Source organism: Actinorectispora metalli, assembly GCF_056323685.1.
This window is the reverse complement of the sequence record NZ_JBREYE010000001.1, coordinates 2,708,945-2,726,397: the sequence shown is the minus strand read 5'-3', so window position 1 is coordinate 2,726,397 and position 17,453 is coordinate 2,708,945. Positions and strand designations below refer to the sequence as shown.

General features: G+C 68.3%; 16 protein-coding genes, 3 tRNA genes and 1 pseudogene. 9 read left to right on the top strand and 11 right to left on the bottom strand.

What is annotated here, in order from left to right; all coding sequences use genetic code 11:
• Window positions 1–73: 73 nt before the first annotated feature.
• The 6 genes and pseudogenes from ACU6XJ_RS12870 to ACU6XJ_RS12845 all read right to left on the bottom strand — a co-directional run bounded on the left by ACU6XJ_RS12870 (window position 74) and on the right by ACU6XJ_RS12845 (window position 4,387).
• Window positions 74–511, bottom strand: a complete 438-nt coding sequence (locus ACU6XJ_RS12870; protein WP_476310211.1) for a MaoC family dehydratase — start codon at window positions 509–511, stop codon at window positions 74–76.
• On the bottom strand, window positions 508–972 hold the full coding sequence (locus tag ACU6XJ_RS12865; protein ID WP_476310208.1) for a MaoC family dehydratase N-terminal domain-containing protein: 465 nt from the start codon (window positions 970–972) through the stop codon (window positions 508–510). The genes ACU6XJ_RS12870 and ACU6XJ_RS12865 overlap by 4 nt, the downstream gene beginning before the upstream one ends.
• 111 nt (window positions 973–1,083) lie before the next feature.
• Complete coding sequence (gene rpmG / locus ACU6XJ_RS12860; protein ID WP_476310205.1) at window positions 1,084–1,248, bottom strand: 50S ribosomal protein L33; 165 nt, start codon at window positions 1,246–1,248, stop codon at window positions 1,084–1,086.
• An 80-nt stretch (window positions 1,249–1,328) separates the two neighbouring features.
• Window positions 1,329–1,402: transfer RNA gene (locus ACU6XJ_RS12855), tRNA-Met, on the bottom strand.
• 178 nt (window positions 1,403–1,580) lie between these two features.
• Window positions 1,581–1,653: transfer RNA gene (locus ACU6XJ_RS12850), tRNA-Thr, on the bottom strand.
• A gap of 95 nt (window positions 1,654–1,748) precedes the next feature.
• Window positions 1,749–4,387: pseudogene (locus ACU6XJ_RS12845) on the bottom strand (EAL domain-containing protein).
• A 633-nt stretch (window positions 4,388–5,020) separates the two neighbouring features.
• Here ACU6XJ_RS12845 and ACU6XJ_RS12840 point away from each other — a divergent pair.
• Together ACU6XJ_RS12840 and ACU6XJ_RS12835 are read left to right on the top strand one after the other, a co-directional pair.
• On the top strand, window positions 5,021–5,377 hold the full coding sequence (locus ACU6XJ_RS12840) for a VOC family protein (protein ID WP_476310204.1): 357 nt from the start codon (window positions 5,021–5,023) through the stop codon (window positions 5,375–5,377).
• A gap of 146 nt (window positions 5,378–5,523) precedes the next feature.
• A complete protein-coding gene (locus ACU6XJ_RS12835; RefSeq protein WP_476310201.1) occupies window positions 5,524–6,258 on the top strand; it encodes a S1 family peptidase in 735 nt (244 codons plus the stop codon).
• Window positions 6,259–6,317: 59 nt separating this feature from the next.
• Here ACU6XJ_RS12835 and ACU6XJ_RS12830 read toward each other — a convergent pair whose 3' ends face one another.
• A complete protein-coding gene (locus ACU6XJ_RS12830; RefSeq protein WP_476310198.1) occupies window positions 6,318–7,214 on the bottom strand; it encodes a hypothetical protein in 897 nt (298 codons plus the stop codon).
• A gap of 175 nt (window positions 7,215–7,389) precedes the next feature.
• Window positions 7,390–7,472, bottom strand: a tRNA-Tyr gene (locus tag ACU6XJ_RS12825).
• A gap of 130 nt (window positions 7,473–7,602) precedes the next feature.
• On the opposite strand from ACU6XJ_RS12825, the gene ACU6XJ_RS12820 reads away from it, so the two are divergent.
• Together ACU6XJ_RS12820 and rfbA are read left to right on the top strand one after the other, a co-directional pair.
• Complete coding sequence (locus ACU6XJ_RS12820; RefSeq protein WP_476310197.1) at window positions 7,603–8,094, top strand: YajQ family cyclic di-GMP-binding protein; 492 nt, start codon at window positions 7,603–7,605, stop codon at window positions 8,092–8,094.
• 19 nt (window positions 8,095–8,113) lie between these two features.
• Window positions 8,114–8,995 (top strand): glucose-1-phosphate thymidylyltransferase RfbA, encoded by an 882-nt coding sequence (rfbA, locus tag ACU6XJ_RS12815; RefSeq protein ID WP_476310194.1) that lies wholly within the window; start codon window positions 8,114–8,116, stop codon window positions 8,993–8,995.
• A gap of 1 nt (window position 8,996) precedes the next feature.
• Here the strand turns inward: rfbA and htpX are convergent, their stop codons facing one another.
• Together htpX and ACU6XJ_RS12805 are read right to left on the bottom strand one after the other, a co-directional pair.
• Entirely contained in the window at window positions 8,997–9,869 is an 873-nt protein-coding gene (htpX, locus tag ACU6XJ_RS12810; protein WP_476310192.1) for a zinc metalloprotease HtpX, read from the bottom strand.
• Between the two features lie 136 nt (window positions 9,870–10,005).
• Window positions 10,006–10,791, bottom strand: a complete 786-nt coding sequence (locus ACU6XJ_RS12805; RefSeq protein WP_476310189.1) for a siderophore-interacting protein — start codon at window positions 10,789–10,791, stop codon at window positions 10,006–10,008.
• Between the two features lie 112 nt (window positions 10,792–10,903).
• On the opposite strand from ACU6XJ_RS12805, the gene ACU6XJ_RS12800 reads away from it, so the two are divergent.
• Window positions 10,904–11,800 (top strand): YceI family protein, encoded by an 897-nt coding sequence (locus tag ACU6XJ_RS12800; RefSeq protein ID WP_476310186.1) that lies wholly within the window; start codon window positions 10,904–10,906, stop codon window positions 11,798–11,800.
• A gap of 157 nt (window positions 11,801–11,957) precedes the next feature.
• On the opposite strand, the gene ddaH is transcribed toward ACU6XJ_RS12800, so the two are convergent.
• Complete coding sequence (gene ddaH, locus ACU6XJ_RS12795) at window positions 11,958–12,827, bottom strand: dimethylargininase (RefSeq protein ID WP_476313987.1); 870 nt, start codon at window positions 12,825–12,827, stop codon at window positions 11,958–11,960.
• A 108-nt stretch (window positions 12,828–12,935) separates the two neighbouring features.
• On the opposite strand from ddaH, the gene ACU6XJ_RS12790 reads away from it, so the two are divergent.
• The 4 genes from ACU6XJ_RS12790 to ACU6XJ_RS12775 all read left to right on the top strand — a co-directional run bounded on the left by ACU6XJ_RS12790 (window position 12,936) and on the right by ACU6XJ_RS12775 (window position 17,435).
• Window positions 12,936–13,382 (top strand): Lrp/AsnC family transcriptional regulator, encoded by a 447-nt coding sequence (locus tag ACU6XJ_RS12790; protein ID WP_476313986.1) that lies wholly within the window; start codon window positions 12,936–12,938, stop codon window positions 13,380–13,382.
• A gap of 48 nt (window positions 13,383–13,430) precedes the next feature.
• A complete protein-coding gene (locus tag ACU6XJ_RS12785) occupies window positions 13,431–14,177 on the top strand; it encodes an enoyl-CoA hydratase (protein WP_476313984.1) in 747 nt (248 codons plus the stop codon).
• Window positions 14,178–14,482: 305 nt separating this feature from the next.
• Window positions 14,483–16,366, top strand: a complete 1,884-nt coding sequence (locus ACU6XJ_RS12780; RefSeq protein ID WP_476310184.1) for a 2-oxoacid:acceptor oxidoreductase subunit alpha — start codon at window positions 14,483–14,485, stop codon at window positions 16,364–16,366.
• A 4-nt stretch (window positions 16,367–16,370) separates the two neighbouring features.
• Window positions 16,371–17,435 (top strand): 2-oxoacid:ferredoxin oxidoreductase subunit beta, encoded by a 1,065-nt coding sequence (locus ACU6XJ_RS12775; RefSeq protein ID WP_476310181.1) that lies wholly within the window; start codon window positions 16,371–16,373, stop codon window positions 17,433–17,435.
• The last annotated feature ends 18 nt before the right edge of the window (window positions 17,436–17,453 follow it).

Below are 17,453 nucleotides of genomic sequence, written 5' to 3'. Positions count from 1 at the left end.
GCCAACGGTGCACGAACACCCGATGAGCTGGTACCGCCTACCAGATCACCGGGTGTTCGTCTCAATGAACGCCTCAGCCGAGCCGGACGAAAGCCTGCGCCTTGCCGAGCACGGTCTGGCCGTTGAACTTGGCGGTGATGTCGACGCGCACGGTGCCGTCCTCGCGCTTCTCGGCCACCTTGCCGGTCAACTCGACCAAAGCGCCATCGTCGTCATCGGGCACCACCACGGGGCGGGTGAAGCGCACGCCGAAGCTGGTGACGGCGCCGGGGTCGCCGACCCATTCGGTCACCAGGCGTCCGCCCAGCGCCATGGTGAGCATGCCGTGCGCGATCACGTTGGGCAGGCCGACCTGGACGGCGAACCGCTCGTTCCAGTGGATCGGGTTGAAGTCCAGCGAGGCACCCGCGTAGCGGACCAGGTCCGCCCTGGTGAGCCGGACGTCCAGGGCGGGCAGCTCGTCGCCCTTGTGCACCTGCTCGGCTCGCAGCCGGGTCAGCGAGGTGGTCATGCGGCACCTCCGTTCTCGGCCGTGCCGCGGGCCACCAGGGTGGCCTTGGACGTGCACACCGGCTCGCCGTCCTCGGTGGCCAGTTCGGCCCGCACCGAGAGGAAGTCGTTGCCCGCCCTGGACATGATGTCGTCGACGTGGCCGGTGGCGACGATGCGGTCTCCCGCACGCAGCGGCCGATGGTGCACGAAGGTCTGGTCGCCGTGCACGACCTTGGTGTAGTCCAGACCGAGGTCCGGGTGGTGCACGAGCAGGTCGTTGGCCATCTTGGAGATCAGGATGGCGAAGGTCGGCGGTGCGATCACGTCCGCATGGCCTGCCGCCCTGGCCGCCTCCGGGTCGCGGTAGATGGGGTTGTCGTCGCCGATGGAGTCGGCGAACTCGCGGATCTTCTCCCGACTGACCTCATAGATCTCGGGTGCAGGTATCTGCCTGCCGATGAAGGACTGATCAAGCGCCACTGCTGAAGGCTACCCAGCCCGGCGAACGAGGTGGTGATGTGACGGCGAACAGAAAAAAGCCGCCTCGTTTGGACCGAGGCGGCTGTGAGGATCTTTCGGGGAACGCGCGATCTAGCGCGTTTCCTTGTGGTTGCGGTGCGAGCCGCAGTTCGGGCAGAACTTCTTCATCTCAAGACGATCCGGGTCGTTGCGCCGGTTCTTCTTGGTGATGTAGTTGCGGTGCTTGCACTCTTCACAAGCCAAGGTGATCTTCGGGCGAACGTCGGAGGCAGCCACGAGAGATACCTTCCTCTCATCTCAGAACCTCCGCGTCGGCGGAGGTCCGGGGGTTTGCCCCCGGTAGGGGTAGTACTGCGTAGCGGTGGCCGGACTTGAACCGGCGACACAGCGATTATGAGCCGCTTGCTCTACCTGGCTGAGCTACACCGCCATGTACGTATCGAGTTGTCCCAACAAACATAACCCCGCGATCGGCCAAGGAAGAATCTCCGTGAGCCCCCCGCGGGGTCCGGGGCGGAGCCCCGGCTGGGGTCTGGGGGCTTGGCCCCCAGAAAAACACAGCGAAGCGGGACGGCCCGGCTTTGCCGGGCACACCACGCCCACCGCGGAGCCCCAATACGGAATCGAACCGTAGACCTTCTCCTTACCATGGAGACGCTCTGCCGACTGAGCTATTGGGGCGTGCTCTTGTGCTCTTGTGCGGAGCGAGCAGAACTTTACACGGCGGCCCAGCGGTTAGTGAAATCGGGTGGTCCTTCTCCTGGCGACCTGCGGGTTCAGTGCAGCAAGGTCAGGATCGTGCCGTCCTGACGGCTCGGCGCGCGCACCGTGCGAGCCCGCAGCCAGGCCTCCAGGCGGTCCTCCGACAGCGGCCTGGAGATCAGGTAGCCCTGTGCCACATCACAGCCCATCTCCACCAGCTGGTCGCGCGCCGCGTCCTCCTCGACGCCCTCGGCGACCACCGTCAGACCCAGCGAGTGGCCGAGTTCCACGATGGACCGGACCACCGCGAGATCGCCGAGGTCGGTGCCCATGCCGAGCACGAAACTCTTGTCGATCTTCACCTCGTCCACCGGAAGCTGCCGCAGGTAGGCCAGCGAGGAGTAGCCGGTGCCGAAGTCGTCGACGGCCAGCACCACGCCCAGCGCGTGCAGCCTGCGCAGCACCGGCAGCGCCTTCTCCGGATCGGACATCACGCCGGACTCGGTGAGTTCGAACGTCAGCAGCCGAGGCGGCACGTTGTGCCGTTGCAGCGCCTCCGCGACGCGGTCCGGGAACGTCTTGTCGTCGAGGTTGCGCACCGACAGGTTCACCGCGGCGGACAGCCGCAGTCCGCGGTCCAGCCAGCCCCGCACCTTGCGCAGCGCGTCCTCCATGACGAAGTCGGTCAACGCGTTGACCAGCCCGGTGGCCTCCACGGCGGGCACGAACTCGTCCGGGTCCACCGGGCCGAACTCCGGGTGCCGCCAGCGGACCAGCGCCTCGGCACCGAGCACCTCGCGGCTGGGCAGCGCCACCTTCGGCTGGTAGTGCACGTGGATGTGGCCCGCGTCCATGGCCTGCCGGAACTGGGTGACCAGCTGGAAGCGCCGGAGGAAGATCTGGCTCATGCTCGGCTTGTAGCCGCGCACCGCGTCGCCCGCGCTGCGGGCCGCGCGCACGGCGACATCGGCACGTTGCAGCAGCGTGTCCACATCGGGCAGGTCGCCGCCCGCGTCCGGCTCGACCGGGACGTAGCCGACGACCGCGCTGGCCTCCACGATCAGCCGGTCCACGGGATACGGCGCGGCCAGTTCGGCGCCCAGCTTCTCGGCGGTCTGGTGGGCGAGTTCGGCGTTGCAGTCGGTCAGCAGCGCGGCGAAGGTGCCGCCCTCCAGGTGGGCCAGCGGAACGTCGCCGCCCATGACCTCCCGCAGCCGCCTGCCCGCGACCACGACCATCCGGTCGCCCCAGGCGTGGCCGAGTGCGTCGCTGACGGTGGCCAGGATGTCCAGGTCCATCCGCAGCACGACGCAGTCGCGGCCGGAACGCACCGACTCGCCCGCGGCCTCCCGGAAGCCGGGGCGGTTGAGCAGACCGGTCAGCGGATCGTGATAGGCGTCGTGCCGCAGCCTCGCGAGCAGTCTGCGGTTGTCCAGCGCGGTTGCGAGGTGGCTGGCCAGCGTGCGCAGCAGCCGGACGTCGGCGGCGCCGAAACCGCGCCAGCGGGACAGCCGGTCGTGCACCTCCACCGCGCCGAGCAGTTGGTGGGCTCCGCGCAGCGGCACCACCAGCGCCTCGTGCGCGCCGCGCCGGTACAGCGCCTCCCGGACGTCCTCAAGGCCGTCGCCCGCGCGGAAGATCCGCACGCTGTTGCCGGGCAGCTGGAGCAGCGGGTCGTCCCGGAAGCCCTGGATCGAGGCGGGCTCGGTGTGCAGCGGCAGCGGCTCGCCGCCGATCAGCGTGCGCACCATGGACGGCGGGTCCGGCCGCAGGTGCAGCACGACCCGGCTGGCGTTGAGCTGGTCGCGGATGCGGTCCGCGATGGTCTGCCACTCCTCGAAGTCCGGTACCTGCTCGTCGGGCAGATCACTGCTGGGACGGCTCGCCGCCTGCTGGCCGGATCTGGCCACGGTCAGGCTGACCTCGCTGAGCGTCTCCAGGTCGTGCTGCTCCCGCAGCAGCCCGGAGTAGGCGCGGTAGAGCGCGAACAACTCGGCGGAGCCGAGCACCACGAGCACCCAGCCGTAGGGCTGGTTGAAGACCTTGTAGCCGACCAGGCCGACGGAGGTGTTCAGCAGGCCGACGACCATGGTGCGCAACGCGAGCCGCGCGGCGCCGGAGAGCCTGCGCTCGCCGCCGAGCACATGCAGCGCGGCCAGCGCGAGGATCGTACTGACCAGCGGGGAGATCACCACACCGATGACCGCACCGGCCCAGTGCAGATCGGGGTTGGGGATCATGTCGTTGATCAGCTTGGCGACCACGAACGGCACGGTGATCTCGAAGCAGATCACGCCGCCGTTGTAGACGGTCCGGTTCTCCGCCTTGCGACCGAGCAGGGTGCCGCGACGCCCGCGATGAGGTGCGCGGCGAGCACGATCTCGAATGGCGTGGTGAGGATGCCGAGCACGAGCGGGATCTCGGTGAACGAGATCGCCCAGCCGACTCGGCTGACATCCAGGTTGATCGTGAGCCGCTCCGCGAGCAGGAAGCCGAGTACGAGCAGCGGCCCGATCCACAGGTGTCGGCTCTCGAACGCGGGCTCGTCGAGCCAGGTTCCGACGATGGCCGCCGCGGTGAGGCCGGTGAGCAGTACGAGCCAGGAGAAGCGGGAGAAGGTGCGGCTGGATGCGGCGTCGAGCGCGGGTACGGTCGAGGAGCGTGGCGAATCGGTGCTGTGATTCGAATCGGCGGACCGCCCCTGCGCGGACATCCACCCCTCCTGTCTGATGCTGCCGTGCCCCAGCGTCATTTCCGACGGGCGCCTGATGCCGCTTGACAAAGGCAGCACCGCCCGGCCGTGCCGATCCCCCATTCGAGCGTCGCACACTTGACCGCGCTATGGCCAGCATCTACCGGCAGGCCTTCGTTGCTCCGCTGGGAGGTACGGGCTATGGACGGACCCCGAAAGCACTAACAGCAAGTGAACACTTCGGGTTCACCGCAGGTGGAAGGCGTTTCACGGAGCAAATACATTCCAGAGAAATATGAGAAGCATTCATATCGCCTCGGATTCCGGTCCGGCGAAACGGAAATTTCGGCCGGATGACCGTCGTGTTGTCGCTTACCGCATTGAGCCGCTGGCGAAACGTGTGCAACCCGTTAGGGGGTTGCGAGACGCCCGTGACCATGACGCTACGTGACTAAGTTCCTTTATCAAACCGACGCGTTAGTTCTGAGCATCACAGTTGTGATCGCGTTCGGTAACGGAAGATCGCCACAACGTTGACCATCGCAGGTGCTCGCCGACAAGGACAGCGACAGGCCGTGATCGGCTTCGTGACGTGGTCGCCCGCGCGACGTTCCGGGGTCCGGTTTTGTCGGTGCCCGCGATTAGCGTCGCGATATGACGATGAACCTCAGCATGGTGACGATCGACTGCCAGAACCCGCGCGAACTCGCCGAGTTCTGGACCAAAGCGTTGGGCACCACGGTGGCTGGCGACTACGGCGGCTACTTCGTGATGCTGGCTCCCGTTGGGGAGGGTGGCACCGCTGTCGGCTTGCAGAAGGTGCCCGAGGAGCGGCAGGGCAAGAACCGGGTGCACCTCGATTTCGGTTCCGACGACCGCAAGGCCGAGGTGCGCCGCCTGGTCGGCATTGGCGCCACCGAGTTGGGGGAGCACAGCGCCCCTGGCTTCACCTGGACGGTCCTGGCCGACCCGGCGGGCAACGAGTTCTGCGTGGCCGATCCGCACCAGTAGTCCACTTGGGCGTGAGCATTTTTCAGGTATAGGCAAACCGGGAGGCCTGTGGCACGTTGCGATGAGAAGCCCTCTGCCTGCGGGGACTGACGCCGCCCTCCCTGGGGAAGCGTCGGTCGCCGCCCTTCCCTGCCCGGAGGACGACCATGCGGTTGCGTGTTCTCGGCCTTGCCATCGGCCTGCTGACGGCGTTGACGGTCCCGGTGGCCGGCGCCGCCGAGCCCTACATCGTCGGCGGCAAGCCCGCCTCGGAGAACTACCCCTTCTACACCAAGCTGCTCAGCAACGGCCGCTTCAAATGCGGCGCCTCGCTGATCACCCCGCAGTGGCTGGCCACCGCGAAGCACTGTCTGGCCGACACCACCTCGGTGCGCGTCGGCGGCACCACCTTGAACAGCGGTGAGGAGATCAAGGTCGAGCGGCTGGTGCCCGGCCCCGGCGGCAACAACCCTGGCCCCGGCTCGGACTTCGCCCTGATCAAGCTGGCCACCGCAGCCACATCGGCCCCGATCGCGATCACCGGCGCCGGGCTGAAGACCGGCGACGCGGTGCGCATCATGGGCCACGGCCTGACCTGCCCGACCCGCGGCTGCGGCACTGCGCCCGACCAACTCCAGGAACTGGACACCACCCTGGTGACCGGGTGCCTGTCCTACAACACGCAGTCCGAACTGTGCGTCGGCGGCCCCAGTGGCAAGGGCGCCTGCTTCGGCGACTCCGGCGGCCCGCTCGTGGTCAAGGTCAACGGCCGCTGGGAACTCGGCGGCGCCACCAGCCGTCTCGGCGGCTTCCTGCCCATCTGCGCCCAGTCCCCTTCGGTGTACAGCAAGGTCCCGTACTTCAAGTCCTGGATCGAGACCCACACCGGCCCGCTGGGCTGACCCACGTACCCGAGCGCCCGTGACACTCCTCCCGTCACGGGCGCTTCGGGTACGGCTGCTCAGTAGGTGCGACAGGCGCCGCAGATCCGTACTCCGTGCGGTCCTGGGAACTCGGCGGGCCGTTGCTCACAGCTCGGGCAGACGCCGTACGAGCGCATCGGCGGGGGCACAACCCGTCGCATCGGATAACGCGGCACCTGCGGAAGAGGCCCGGTTCGCCAGGTGATGTTGCGGGCGCGGAGCATCCGGTACTCGACGGCGGCCAGGATGAGCGTGGTGACCAGACCGCCCGCGGTGAGAACCAGCCAGTGGGAGGCCGGGAGGGAGTTCGTGTCGAACTCGACGAGGGCCAGCACGGTGGAGGCGGTGACCGCCACGGCGGTGACGGTCGGACCCAGCAGCGGGTGGAACTCGCCGATGAAGCAGCTGCTGCGGACGGCCCACCAAGCCGACCAGCCGATGTAGAAGGCCACCCAGAGCAGACCCACGATCAGCAGCAGGCCGCCGAAGAAGCCGATCAGGGCCTCGCCGGGGTCGGCCGCGCTGTCCGGGAGAAGTTCGGAGCCAGCGAACGCCAAAGCCATGGCGCCGTAGCTGGTCAGCGCCAGCAGGATGATCCGCCTGATCACCGGGACGCCGCGAAGCTGGGGGCGGTACTCGGGGCGGGTGCGCCAGTAGAGGATCGCCATCGCGACCGGCACGACGATCAAGGCGATGATCACCGTCGTCGCCGTCCGCTGCCAACCCTCCTCGTTCAGCGTCTCGGCGATGCTCCGGTCACCACGACCATGCACGAGCATGGTCAACAGCCCGACGACCGACCGCCAGGTGGCGATGCGCCCCAACCGCGGCGAGCCCGCGGGCGGCGGCGCGCCGAACAGCCGCGCGGCCGCTCCCCACGGCGTCGCGGGCGAAGCGGCGGCCTGCGGCACCGGGTGGAATTGGGGCGTGTACATCGATCGCCGGTCTCCTCCGCTACAGGGGAAGGTCAGATCTCACGATCGTGGCAGGAGTGGCTTACCCAGAGAGTGGATCAGCGGGCTGTCACCCGAACACGCGGCAATCCCCGGTACTCAAGCGAACAGCCCCGTGACCTGTCCATGCCGGTCACGGGGCTGTTTGCGCTGGATGTGGCAGGTAGTGGATTCGAACCACTGTAGGCATAAGCCGACGGATTTACAGTCCGCTCCCATTGGCCGCTCGGGCAACCTGCCGTACGCGCCGGGTTCACTCTCGCGTATCACCGGGCGTGCGGGGGAAAGAATACATACCGCTGGGGACCGACTTCCACCGGGTTGCCGACCGGGTAGCGTGACCTGCGGACTACGAGGAGGTGCAGGGCACGTGGCGGACCCGTCTTTCGACGTGGTGAGCAAGGTTGATCGCCAAGAGGTGGACAACGCGGTGAACCAGGCGGCCAAGGAACTGTCCCAGCGGTTCGACTTCCGCGGGACCGGGGCCAAAGTGAGCTGGGCAGGAGAAGAAGCGATCACCATCGAGGCGGAGACTGAGGAGCGGTGCAAGGCAGCCGTCGAGGTCTTCAAGGAGAAGCTGATCAAGCGGAACATCTCGCTGAAGGCCTTCGAGGTCGGCGAGCCCGCACCGTCCGGGAAGGTGCACAAGGTCACCGGGAACCTGGTGCAGGGCATCGCCTCGGACAAGGCAAAGCAGATCAGCAAGGCCATCCGGGACGAGGGCCCCAAGGGAGTGCAGGCTCAGATCCAGGGCGACCAGCTTCGCGTCTCGGGCAAGAAGAAGGACCAGTTGCAGGACGTGATCGCGCTGCTCAAGGGCAAGGACTTCGGCATCGCGCTTCAGTTCACCAACTATCGGTGAGCTCATCAGGGGGAGTCAGATGAAGGGGATCATCCTCGCCGGGGGGAGCGGCACGCGGCTGCACCCGATAACCCAGGCGGTGTCCAAACAGCTGCTGCCGGTGTACGACAAGCCGATGGTGTACTACCCGCTGTCGGTGCTGATGCTGGCCGGTATCCGGGACATCCTCGTCATCTCGACGCCCAGCGACCTGCCGCTGTTCCGGCGGCTGCTCGGCGACGGCTCCCAGTTGGGCATCTCGCTGGACTACGCCGAGCAGGCGCAGCCGAACGGGCTGGCGGAAGCCTTCGTGATCGGCTCCGACTTCATCGGGGACTCCAACGTCGCCCTGGTTCTCGGCGACAACATCTTCTACGGGCAGGGCTTCTCGCGGCTGCTCCAGTACCAGGTGGCCGAGCTGGACGGCTGTGTGTTGTTCGGCTACCCGGTCAAGGACCCGCACCGCTACGGCGTCGGCGAGGTGGACCCGGCCGGGCGGCTGGTCTCCATTGAGGAGAAGCCCGCCCAGCCGCGCTCCAACAAGGCGATCACCGGGCTCTACCTGTACGACAACGCCGTGGTGGACATCGCCAGGAGCCTGCGGCCGTCGGCGCGCGGGGAGCTGGAGATCACCGACGTCAACCTGGCGTACCTGCGGCAGGGCAAGGCGAGCCTGGTCGATCTCGGGCGCGGCTTCGCCTGGCTGGACACCGGCACCCACGACTCCCTGCTGGAGGCGGGGCAGTTCGTGCAGGTGCTGGAGCACCGGCAGGGCGTGCGGATCGCCTGCCTTGAGGAGATCGCGCTGCGGATGGGCTATATCGACGCCGACGGCTGCTACGCGTTGGGCGCCAAGCTGGCCAAGTCCGGCTACGGCGGCTATGTGATGGACGTGGCGCGGGCGGCCGGGGCGACCGGCTGACTCACCAGGTGCCCGGGGTGCGCCGGGCCAGCTCCTCCAGCCGGGCGATGCGGTCCGCGATCGGCGGGTGGGTGGAGAACAGCCTGGCCAGGTTCTCGCCGGGGCGGAACGGGTTGGCGATCATCAGGTGCGACTGCGAGACCAGCGACGGGTCCGGCGGCAGCGGTGCCGCCCTCGTGCCCAGCTCCAGCTTGCGCAGCGCGGAGGCCAAGGCCAGCGGGTCGCCGGTGAGTGCCGCGCCGGAGGCGTCCGCCTGGTACTCGCGGGAGCGGCTCACCGCCAGCTGGACCACCGCCGCGGCGATGGGGCCGAGCAGGGCGATCAGCAGCACCGCGATCGGGTTGGGCCGCTCCTCGTCGGAGTCGCCGAACAGGCCCGCGAACAGCGCGAGGTTGGCCATGAAGGTGATCACGCCCGCCAGCGCGCCCGCCACGCAGGAGATCAGGATGTCCCGGTTGTAGACGTGGGAAAGCTCGTGGCCGAGCACGGCCCGCAGCTCGCGCTCGTCCAACAACTCCAGGATGCCGGTGGTGCAGCAGACCGCGGCGTTGCGCGGGTTGCGGCCGGTGGCGAAGGCGTTGGGTGCCTCGGTGGGGCTGACGTAGAGCCGCGGCATCGGCTGCCGCGCGGCGGTGGCCAGCTCACGCACGATCCGGTACATCGCGGGCTGCTCCGGCTCCGAGACCGGCCGGGCGTGCATGGCGCGCAGCGCCAGCTTGTCGGAGTTGAAGTAGGCGTAGCCGTTGATGCCCAGCGCCACGACCAGCGCGATGATCAGACCGCCTCGGCCGAAGAACGAGCCGAGCAGCAGCACGATGGCGCTCATCCCGCCCAGCAGCAGGGCCGTTTTCAGACCGTTGAGTTGCTTGTGCACGATGCTTCGCCTCCGGCGAGAGTCCGTACCTGCCTTCGCTTGCCCGGACCCGATTTCACAGTACCGACCAGGACCCCGGCGGGCATGTCCTCACTCTTCGAAACGATCCAGGGTCGCGCCGAGTTCCGCCGACCGCTCAGGCCTCGCGGCGCCAGTAGGTGTGCGGCCGGACCGCCCTGCGGTCGAATCCGCGCCGGTCGACGAGGTGGGCACGCACCGCGGACATGGCGGACTTCTCGCCCGCCGCCCACACGTCGATCATCCCTTCGGGTAGTTCCGCCGCGGTCAGGGCGGCGACCAGGAGGTCGGGGGCTCCCGCGGGCTTGCCGTCGCGGAACAGCCAGGTGATCTCGGCGTCCGCCTCGGTGGGCAGCGGCTGGCGCTCGGCGGCGTCGGCGACCTCGATGAACACCCGCGCCTTCGCCGTCGCGGGCAGTTCGGCGAGCAGCAGGGTGATCGCGGGCAGCGCGGTCTCATCGCCGATCAGCAGATGGGAGTCGGCGTCCGGGTTCAGCTCGTGGGCGGGCGACGGCCCGACGAAGATCAGCTCGTCACCCGGTCGGGCGGCGGTGGCCCACCTCGACGCCGGGCCCGAGTCGCCGTGCAGCACGAAGTCGAAGTCAAGCTCGTTGGCCGCCGGGTCGTGGCGGCGAACGGTGTAGGTGCGCATGTGGGGCCGCAGCCGGGAGAACAGCGTGCGCGCCCGCTCGACGGTGAGGTCGTCGGGAAGCTCGGCGCCCGGCGGGTAGAGGTAGACCATGACGCTCTGGTCACCGCCGACCGCGACGAAGTCCGCGAGGTCGGGGCCGCCGACGGTGATCCGGGCCATCCGCGGCGTGATCCGCTCGACACGGAGCACCGGTGCCCGCCACAGCCTGCTGGGGCCTGCCGCCGCCCGCCGCCGCACTGCTGAATTGCTCATCCCCGGCATCATCGCCGCGTCCAAGCGTGTGCACCAAATCGCCCGGCTGAACCAACCGGTGTTGTCAACCGTTCTAAGACTCTGACGGCGGAAATAATTCGGTGGGGAGCGCATGAATCTCGGCAGACTGCGGCGTCGGCTCGGCATCGACACCCCTCCTTCCCGGCGGAGGGTGTCCGGCGGACCGCTGCGGTTCCCGGTGTTGCCACGCAACAGCGGTGCGCTGAGTTGCAGGCTGGCCGACAACGAGGGCCGCGCCTTCCCCGGCGCCGAGGTGGAGGTCACCGGCCGCCTCGGGCAGTCCTTCGCCTATGGCGAGACGGACTCCTTCGGCTACTTCATCACCACCGTCCCCAGCGGCAAGTACACCCTGGCCGTGCGCGCGGGCGGCTACCAGGCGATCCGCCGGACCACCGAGGTCCAGCCAGGGCAGCACGCCGCGCTGGGCAATCTGGTGCTCCGCCCGGACTCCCGCATGACGCTGCCGCAACCGGGCATCTGGCGAATCGACCCCGACCACTCCTCGATCCGCTTCGTCGCAAGGCACATCGGGCTGTCGAAGGTCTACGGCCAGTTCGACCGGTTCCAGGGGCGGATCCAAATCGCCAAGCCGATCGAGCAGACCAAGATCGAAGTGATCATCGAGTCCGCCAGCATCAACACCAACAACCCCAAGCGGGACGCCCACCTGCGCTCGGCCGACTTCCTCGACGTCGAGCGCTACCGGCACCTGTTCTTCACCAGCGAGCGCTTCGCACAGATCCGCGGCGACCACTGGGCGGTCAGCGGTTCACTGACCCTGCACGGCATGACCAGCAACGTGCGCCTGGACACCACCTACCTCGGCACCCAGTCCTGGAACGGCCTGCGCACCGGTTGCACCGCCAGGACCGAACTGCACCGCGAGGACTTCACCATCAACTGGAAGCAGGTCCTCAACCGCGGCATCGCCGTGGTCGGCTCCACCATCGAGATCCGCCTCGACATCCAAGCCGTGCTCGAGGACTGACCATGATCCGGATCATGGTCTCGCGGACCGTGATCGCGACGTGAGCCTCGTCGACTGCGCACCGAGCCCACGCAGCCCGCTCATCCGCGGCAGGCCAGAAATGAACGATGCCTGCCCGCGAGTGGCGCACTCGCGGGCAGGCATCCGCTTGTTGTCCTCAGTCGCGCAGTTCCATCGTGCAGCACTTGTGGCCGCCGCCGGACTTGAGGAATTCGGAGACGTCGACGTAGACGGGCTCGTAGCCGCGGGCCGCGATGCGCTCGCCGAGGGCGGTGGCGGCGGGCGGGAGGATCACGTTGCGGCCGTCGGAGATGCCGTTGAGGCCGAAGCCGAGCGCGTCGGCCTCGGTGGCCAGCACGGCGTCGGGGAAGAGGCGGGCGAGGACGCGCTGCGAGCCGGGTGAGAAGGCGTCGGGGTAGTAGGCGATGTTGGGGCGCCTGTTGTCCTCGATGCGGTCTTCCAGCACGAACAACGCGGTGTCCAGGTGGTAGAAGCGCGGGTCGGTCAGCTGAAGGGACACCACGGGAACGCCGAGGGCCTCCTGGGCCTCGGCGTGTGCGCCGGGGTCGGTGCGGAAGCCGGTGCCCGCCAGCAGGACGGTGCCGGTCCAGGCGAGGTCGCCCTCGGCCTCGTTGATCCGGGTGGGCATCACGACATCGCGGTAGCCGTTCTCCAGGAACCAGCGGCGGAAGTGCTCGGCCTCGGGGGCGCGCTGCTCGGCGCGGAACTTCGAGCCGAGGACGTGGCCGTTGATGACGGTGCCGGAGTTGGCGGCGAAGACCATATCGGGCAGGCCGGGCTGCGGCTCGATCAGCTCCACCTTGTGGCCGAGGCGCTCGTAGGTGTCCTTGAGCTCGGTCCACTGGGCCATCGCAAGCGCGGTGTCGACCGGCTGGGTGGGGTCCATCCACGGGTTGATCGTGTACTCGACGGTGAAGTACTCCGGCGGGCACATCAGGTACCGCCGGACGCTCGGCACTCGCGGGGTGCTGTCAGACGCCTGCTCTGCGAACGAGCCTGCGCGCATCCCGGCAACCGGGGTGTCGAGTGTGGAGGTCATGGTCCGAAACTTAGGATGCGCCGGTAGGTTTACACAACGCCGCTTTATTGCGATCACGAGGGCAGAACGTTGCGTATTGATCGGACGGACCATCAAATCATTTCGCGACTGGTCGCGGACGCGAGATCGAGCTATGCCGAGATCGGTGCCGTGGTCGGATTGTCCGCTCCCGCGGTGAAGCGGCGGGTGGACAAGCTGCTCGACGCCGGGGTGCTTCGCGGCTTCACCGCGGTGGTGGACCCGGAGGCTCTGGGCTGGGGCACCGAGGCGTTCGTCGAGGTGCACTGCAACGGCAATGTGACGCCCGGTGCGCTGCGCGCCGGGCTGGAGTCCTTACCGGAGGTGGTCGCCGCCTACACGGTGTCGGGCGCGGCGGACGCGATCGTGCACCTGCGCGCCGGTGACATCCACCACCTGGAGACCGCGCTGGAGCGGCTGCGCGGGATGAGCTTCATCGACCGCACCGTCTCCACCGTGGTGCTGTCCACGCTGCTGGAACGGTCACCGGCGCCGAAAACCTGACCAGCGTCACAATCCGGCGGGCAGCGGCCGGTGGCAGGATCTCAAGCCATGGGCGCCGAGATCCGCATCGACCGCCGGGACCGCGTTGCCGTGCTGACGGTGAACGACCCGGATCGCCGCAACGCGCTGAGCCTCGACCTCTCCGAGCAGTTGGCGGCGGCTGTGGCGGACTGTGAGAACGACGAGGGCGTCGGCGCGGTCGTGATCACCGGGGAGCCGCCCGCCTTCTGCGCGGGCGCTGACCTCACCCAGCTTGGCGAGGCTCGCGAAGAGGGTCTGCGCCGCATCTACGCGGGATTCCTCTCCGTCGCGTACTGCACGCTGCCGACCGTGGCCGCCGTGAACGGTGCCGCCGTCGGCGCGGGACTCAACCTCGCACTCGCCTGCGATGTGCGGCTGGCCGGACCGCGGGCGCGGTTCGACGCCCGCTTCCTCCAGTTGGGCATTCACCCCGGCGGCGGGATGACCTGGATGCTGCACCGCACCGTCGGCCCCCAGCAGGCCGCGGCCATGGCGTTGTTCGGTGAGGTGGTGGACGCCGACGAGGCGGTGCGCACCGGACTGGTCCTGCGCAAGACCGAGGACGTGGTGGAGGACGCGGTCGCGCTGGCGGCCAAGGCCGCGGGAGCACCACGCGAACTGGTTGTCACCACCAAGCGCACGATGCGGGTCACCGCGGCCTCGGACACCCACCCCGAAGCGGTGGAGGCCGAGCTCACACCTCAGCTTGAATCCATGGAAAAGCCCGCGTTCGCGACGCTGCTGGCCGCCATGAGGGCCAAAATTCGCAAGTAGGTTCACATTCCTCAACGCCGCAGTCGCCCCAGGACGTGAGCTTCGTCCCATTGGGAGGGCAGAAACCGGTCACCCATCTATGTGTAACTTCGGGTAACACGTAGTCTGGGTGAAGCCATTCGCCCCAGCAGGCGCCCATCGGCATAGGGCGTCGGTACTTGGGACTGAGGCACGGCGCGCCCGCAGGCGACTACGCTCGAATGTGGCAATGACGCCATGCGGGAATGCGACTGGCACCGTCCGCGCTGAACCCACGTAGTGGCCCCCGACATACCACTACGAGGTGAGAGAGGGAGCGCTCGCTCATGACACTGGACGTGGGGAACTCCGCCCCGCATCGCGAGACCGAGGTCCAGAAGCTGGACCGCGTTGTCATCCGGTTTGCCGGGGACTCCGGCGACGGCATGCAGCTCACCGGTGACCGCTTCACCTCCGAGGCCGCCGCGTTCGGCAACGACCTGGCCACGCTGCCCAACTTCCCCGCCGAGATCCGCGCCCCAGCAGGAACGCTGCCGGGCGTGTCGAGCTTCCAGCTGCACTTCGCCGATTACGACATCCTTACGCCGGGCGACCGCCCCGACGTGCTGGTGGCGATGAACCCGGCGGCGCTGAAGGCCAACATCGCCGACCTCCCGCACGGCGGCACGCTGATCGTCAACACCGACGAGTTCAGCAAGCGCAACCTCACCAAGGTCGGCTACGCCGCCGACCCGCTGGAGGACGACTCGCTGGAGCCCTACCACGTGCACAAGGTCGCCATGGCGACGCTCACGCGCGGGGCGCTTGAGGAGACCGGGCTGTCCAAGAAGGACGCCGAGCGGGCCAAGAACATGTTCGCGCTCGGCCTGCTGTCCTGGATGTACCACCGGCCGACCGAGGGCACCGAGCGGTTCCTCCGCGAGAAGTTCTCCCGCAAGCCCGATATCGCCGAGGCCAACGTGCTGGCCTTCCGGGCGGGCTGGAACTACGGCGAGACCACCGAGAGCTTCGCGGTCACCTACCAGGTCGCGCCCGCCAAGCTGGCGCAGGGCACCTACCGGCAGATCACCGGCAACACGGCGCTGGCCTACGGGCTGGTGGCGGCCACCCAGCAGAGCGGGCTGCCGATGTTCCTCGGCACCTACCCGATCACGCCTGCCAGCGACATCCTGCATGAGCTCAGCAGGCACAAGAATTACAACATCACGACCTTCCAGGCCGAGGACGAGATCGCGGGCATCGGCGCGGCGCTGGGCGCCTCGTACGGCGGCGCGCTCGGCGTCACCTCGACCTCCGGTCCCGGCGTCGCGCTGAAGTCGGAGACGATCGGCCTCGCGGTGATGACCGAGCTGCCGTTGCTGATCATCGACGTGCAGCGCGGCGGGCCGTCCACCGGCCTGCCGACCAAGACCGAACAGGCCGACCTGCTGCAGGCCATGTTCGGCCGCAACGGCGAATCGCCGGTGCCGATCGTGGCGCCGCAGTCCCCCGCGGACTGCTTCGACGCCACCCTGGAGGCCACCCGCATCGCGCTGACCTACCGGACCCCGGTGCTGCTGCTCTCCGACGGCGCCATCGCCAACGGCTCCGAGCCGTGGCTGGTCCCGGAGGTGAGCGACCTGCCGGACCTGAGCGTGACGTTCGCGACCGAACCGAACGCCCCGGACGGCTCCGGCGAGTTCTGGCCCTACCTGCGTGACCAGGAAACCCTGGCCAGGGAGTGGGCGCTGCCCGGCACGCCCGGTCTCCAGCACCGCATCGGCGGTCTGGAGAAGGCCGACGGCAACGGCAACATCTCCTATGACCCGGTCAACCACGACCGCATGGTGCGGCTGCGGCAGGCCAAGATCGACGGCATCACGGTGCCCGATGTCGAGGTCGACGACCCGTCCGGGCAGGCCAAGGTGCTGGTGGTCGGCTGGGGCTCGTCCTACGGCCCGATCGGCGCCGCCTGCCGCCGGGTGCGCAAGCTGGGCATGCCCGTCGCGCACGCCCACCTTCGTCACCTCAACCCGTTCCCGGCCAACCTCAGTGAGGTGCTGAACCGGTATGAGCGGGTAGTCGTACCAGAGATGAACCTCGGGCAGCTCGCGCTGCTGCTCCGGGCCAAGTACCTGGTGGATGCCATCAGCTACACCAAGGTGCAGGGCCTGCCGTTCAAGGCCGAGGAGTTGCAGGACGTGCTCACCGACATTGTGAAGGGGCTGTAAAAGCATGACCGCTGTCGACTTGGGGCTCCCTGCCCTCGGCGGGCTTGACGGTGTCCCGACCACCGACGTGAAGCAGACCGCCAAGGACTACAAGTCCGATCAGGAGGTCCGCTGGTGTCCCGGGTGCGGCGATTACGTCGTGCTGAACGCGGTGCAGTCGTTTCTGCCCAGCTTGGGGCTGAAGCGCGAGAACATCGTGTTCATCTCCGGCATCGGCTGCTCCTCCCGGTTCCCGTACTACATGAACACCTACGGCGTGCACTCCATCCACGGCCGCGCGCCCGCCATCGCCACCGGCCTTGCCGTATCGCGGCCGGACCTGTCGGTGTGGGTGGTGACCGGTGACGGCGACGCGCTGTCCATCGGCGGCAACCACCTGATCCACACCCTGCGCCGCAACGTCAACCTCAAGATCCTGCTGTTCAACAACCGGATCTACGGGCTGACCAAGGGCCAGTACTCGCCGACCTCGGAGGAGGGCAAGGTCACCAAGTCCACTCCGATGGGCTCGCTGGACCACCCCTTCAACCCGGTGTCGCTGGCGCTGGGCGCCGAGGCGAGCTTCGTCGGCCGGGCCATCGACTCGGACCGGGCCGGGCTGACCGAGGTGCTCCGGCAGGCCGCCGAGCACCGGGGCAGCGCGCTGGTGGAGATCTACCAGAACTGCCCGATCTTCAACGACGGTGCCTTCGACGTGCTGAAGGAGCCGAACGAGGCGCAGCGACGCATCATCAACATCACCCACGGGCAGCCGATCCGGTTCGGCCCGGCGGGCGAGTACGGCGTGGTGCGCAGCGGCTTCGGCGGGCTCGAGGTGGCGAAGGTCGACGAGGTGGGCGAGGACGCCCTGGTGGTGCACGATGCCACGCTGGACGACCCGTCCTACGCCTTCGCGCTGTCCCGGCTGTCCGCCCAGGACCTCTCGCACACCGTGACCGGCGTGTTCCGGTCGGTGCAGCGGCCGACCTACGACGACTCAGCCCGGGCGCAGGTCAACGCGGCGATCGAGAAGTCGACGCCGGACCTGCAGAGCCTGCTCCGCGGCAAGGACACCTGGACCGTCGCCTAGGTCCGCACGAACGCGACG

Coding starts and splice junctions, on each gene's coding strand:
- ACU6XJ_RS12870 (WP_476310211.1), bottom strand. CDS start 511: ATGACCACCTCGCTGACCCGGCTGCGAGCCGAGCAGGTGCACAAGGGC.
- ACU6XJ_RS12840 (WP_476310204.1), top strand. CDS start 5,021: ATGACGATGAACCTCAGCATGGTGACGATCGACTGCCAGAACCCGCGC.
- ACU6XJ_RS12835 (WP_476310201.1), top strand. CDS start 5,524: ATGCGGTTGCGTGTTCTCGGCCTTGCCATCGGCCTGCTGACGGCGTTG.
- ACU6XJ_RS12830 (WP_476310198.1), bottom strand. CDS start 7,214: ATGTACACGCCCCAATTCCACCCGGTGCCGCAGGCCGCCGCTTCGCCC.
- rfbA (WP_476310194.1), top strand. CDS start 8,114: ATGAAGGGGATCATCCTCGCCGGGGGGAGCGGCACGCGGCTGCACCCG.
- ACU6XJ_RS12805 (WP_476310189.1), bottom strand. CDS start 10,791: ATGAGCAATTCAGCAGTGCGGCGGCGGGCGGCGGCAGGCCCCAGCAGG.
- ACU6XJ_RS12800 (WP_476310186.1), top strand. CDS start 10,904: ATGAATCTCGGCAGACTGCGGCGTCGGCTCGGCATCGACACCCCTCCT.
- ddaH (WP_476313987.1), bottom strand. CDS start 12,827: ATGCGCGCAGGCTCGTTCGCAGAGCAGGCGTCTGACAGCACCCCGCGA.
- ACU6XJ_RS12785 (WP_476313984.1), top strand. CDS start 13,431: ATGGGCGCCGAGATCCGCATCGACCGCCGGGACCGCGTTGCCGTGCTG.
- ACU6XJ_RS12780 (WP_476310184.1), top strand. CDS start 14,483: ATGACACTGGACGTGGGGAACTCCGCCCCGCATCGCGAGACCGAGGTC.
- ACU6XJ_RS12775 (WP_476310181.1), top strand. CDS start 16,371: ATGACCGCTGTCGACTTGGGGCTCCCTGCCCTCGGCGGGCTTGACGGT.